This window comes from Moorena sp. SIO3B2 (assembly GCF_010692525.1).
Classification (GTDB): Bacteria; Cyanobacteriota; Cyanobacteriia; order Cyanobacteriales; family Coleofasciculaceae; genus Moorena; species Moorena producens.
Genome location: NZ_JAAHHE010000405.1, coordinates 3,827 through 5,160 on the forward strand (window position 1 = coordinate 3,827; position 1,334 = coordinate 5,160).

4 protein-coding genes are annotated in these 1,334 nt (G+C 47.7%); 3 read left to right on the forward strand and 1 reads right to left on the reverse strand.

What is annotated here, in order from left to right; genetic code table 11:
* A partial coding sequence (locus F6K38_RS34725; protein ID WP_287359655.1) for a hypothetical protein occupies positions 1–181 on the forward strand: 181 nt, incomplete at its 5' end.
* Positions 182–448: 267 nt separating this feature from the next.
* Here the strand turns inward: F6K38_RS34725 and F6K38_RS34730 are convergent.
* Positions 449–625, reverse strand: coding sequence for a hypothetical protein (locus tag F6K38_RS34730; protein WP_287359656.1), 177 nt, complete (start codon positions 623–625; stop codon positions 449–451).
* A gap of 68 nt (positions 626–693) precedes the next feature.
* On the opposite strand from F6K38_RS34730, the gene F6K38_RS34735 reads away from it, so the two are divergent.
* Together F6K38_RS34735 and F6K38_RS34740 are read left to right on the forward strand one after the other, a co-directional pair.
* Positions 694–981, forward strand: a complete 288-nt coding sequence (locus F6K38_RS34735) for a hypothetical protein (protein ID WP_287359658.1) — start codon at positions 694–696, stop codon at positions 979–981.
* 28 nt (positions 982–1,009) lie between these two features.
* Positions 1,010–1,334 (forward strand): hypothetical protein (locus F6K38_RS34740; RefSeq protein ID WP_287359659.1); only part of this gene is annotated, 325 nt, incomplete at its 3' end.

A 1,334-nucleotide genomic window follows, 5' to 3' on the forward strand; every position in this document is an offset into this window, starting at 1 on the left:
GCGATCGCTAATTTCCCAGCTAAACCCCAACTGGAGATCCCCCCTAACCCCCCTTAACAAGGGGGGGACACTCACCACACTTTCCACACTCCCCACACTCCCCACACTTCCTGCTCCCTGCTCCCTACTCCCTGCTCCCTCAAAAATAATTTGTTACAAAATTTTTCAAAATATGCTATAATATGCAAATTTTTGTGCTACACTTAAAGTGTGGACAAGAAAATCCACGGGAAGAGCCAGCCTAAGAGTTTTCGCAGGCTGCAGGCTGGCTCTGGGTTCCCCTTACAGGAGATAACTTAATAATATGTCCCATCGACGCTTATACCCATGGGTAATGGTGCGCTTATTGCCACCGATGCCACCAGTGGTTTTCGCTCGGTTCGACAGCCCTGCTGATGCGAAGAGCTATGTGCAGGTGCTGAAACTGCTGATGCCTGGTGCCAAGTTTCTACTTTTTCTTGATCACGGAGTAATTCTGTAGAACAGGCATCTTGCCTGTGAGGCAGGGAATCGGGAATCGGGAATCGGGAATAGTTTTGTAGAATAGGCTTCGACGCTGTTCTACCAATTGATCACAGGCAAGATGCCTGTTCCACCAAGAACCTAATTCCAGCCACCAGGTCAAACAGGTGGGGATCCCCCCTAACCCCCCTTAACAAGGGGGGGACACTTCCCACACCTCCCATAAACTCCATGCTTCCCACACTCCCGATTCCCGATTCCCGACTCCCGATTCCCGATTCCCGATTCCCTGTGGTATATAATATTATCCAGGATTGCTATAATAAAAATCGATTAATCATTGGGAAGCATCTAACTGTCAAAGGTTTGCTGGGCTTAGGGTCTAGCACCAACATCAGCATAATTATAGTTACAGCGTTTTTCATAACTATGGGGTACACAGGATTGTTTACCAGATCCGCTGTTCCCTATTCTGTGCTCTTTTCCCCCCTGATTAAGGTTAGGGGGGATCCCTATTAGCTGACTAACTCCTTGGGAAACTACCACCATGCCCCATAGAGGCCATGCCGACTGCCCAAAGCTTTTCCCTACCTTTAAGACCAGTGTTACCCAGTCCCTCTGTTTTCTGTTAGCACTGCTAGTAGCGGTACTTTTGATTGTCAACGGGAGTCACGCTGAAGAAAAGAAGCCTGAGCTAGAATCCTGGCAGCTCAAGGGGATTGTGGCAGCACTGGATCACCATGATCCCTTGGTATGGGCTGAAGCTTTGAACAAATTGTCTACCTATAAATTGGATCAACTCAAGCACTCCGTTGAGATTCCTAAAGACAGAATTGACAAGATTGCAAAGTTATTGACCTATAAGCATGAGA

What these genes read in the sequence shown, in the direction of transcription:
- F6K38_RS34735 (WP_287359658.1), top strand. Translation starts at nt 694, where the DNA reads ATGCTTCCCACACTCCCGATTCCCGATTCCCGACTCCCGATTCCCGAT.